The organism is Paenisporosarcina sp. P5_A11 (assembly GCF_056400705.1).
Genome location: NZ_JBFUKT010000360.1, coordinates 1 through 1,146, shown reverse-complemented (window position 1 = coordinate 1,146; position 1,146 = coordinate 1). Strand labels below are relative to the sequence as shown.

Below are 1,146 nucleotides of genomic sequence, written 5' to 3'. Positions count from 1 at the left end.
AACTTACAGTCATTTGAAAACAAAAATTGATTTAAATGCAGCTTAAAACTCTATTGAAGAGTTTTATTGAAGAACGATGTAAGAAAGGTAGAGACAACTTAGATTTAAAAGATGCTCTGCGATGACAGCTCTTTTTACGTGGCAGGTTTAATAAAAATAACTATATTAAAAGAACAGATGTAGTTGATAAAATTAGTAATATTAGAGAAATTAAACTGTAAGAATTAGGAGAAGATAAAATTGAATTTATTTCCGAGAAAATTTCCTAACGATGTAGATGAAGATGTGTTAAGAAGGATTTATAAAGATGGTGTTGATTTTTAAAAGCCACAAAATGTTGATTTTTTTGTGGCAGTTCCAGATARAAGTAAATCTTATGATGGGTACTCGGATGGATGGGGAGTAATGGTTGATAAAAATGAATTCTTGGAGGATATTATGACGGCTCTTGAAGAGCTAACAAAAAACAAACCAACGGTAGAATGGAAACAAAGAATGGATGAAGATGACGACCTTTTTACCGATGAAAATATTGCTGCAACTAATGAGGTTCTTAATTCTTACACCAATAGCTTAAAAAAACTTGGAGCTAATATAACAGAGGAAGACATATTGGAATGTGTCAAAGAAGTGGTAATCAAATTTAATGAATTAAATGATAAATACGATTACTTTATCGAAACAATGGAGAGAGAAGAACTGTGTGATTTTATTATTGAAGCTGCACGTATAGCTGGCTTCGAATCAGAAGAAGATATAACTGAAGAATGGAGAGAGTGGTAAATGTAACAGGAGATCGTCAGAGACGGTCTTTTTTATTTGGCTAAAGCCCTAAAGTCAGATTGGATATTTATTCATGAGAGCAAGAAAGCGAATAGAATCGTGAAGAGAGGAAAAAATGAGAACCTGTATATGGGTTGGGTGGAAGGAGCTAACTTCCTAGAGGGAATTGTTTGATAACGCAGCGATGGAATCATTTTTTTGGCATTTTAAGGATGAGGTGGATTTTAGACAGTGTAAGACTTTCGAAGAGCTTCACGGTATGATTAGCGAATATATCGAAGAATATTACATACAGTGTTATCAATATGGTCTCAAAAAAATGACCCCGGAACAATTCCGAGGTCACTTACTAGCTGTCTAGGC

Annotated in this window: 2 protein-coding genes; both read left to right on the top strand. The window is 33.8% G+C overall.

What is annotated here, in order from left to right:
- Positions 1-438 precede the first annotated feature (438 nt).
- Positions 439-783: a hypothetical protein gene (locus tag AC1DOS_RS20240; protein WP_477538928.1), complete on the top strand. Its 345-nt coding sequence runs from the start codon at positions 439-441 to the stop codon at positions 781-783.
- Between the two features lie 184 nt (positions 784-967).
- Entirely contained in the window at positions 968-1,144 is a 177-nt protein-coding gene (locus tag AC1DOS_RS20235) for an IS3 family transposase (protein ID WP_477538927.1), read from the top strand.
- Positions 1,145-1,146 lie beyond the last annotated feature (2 nt).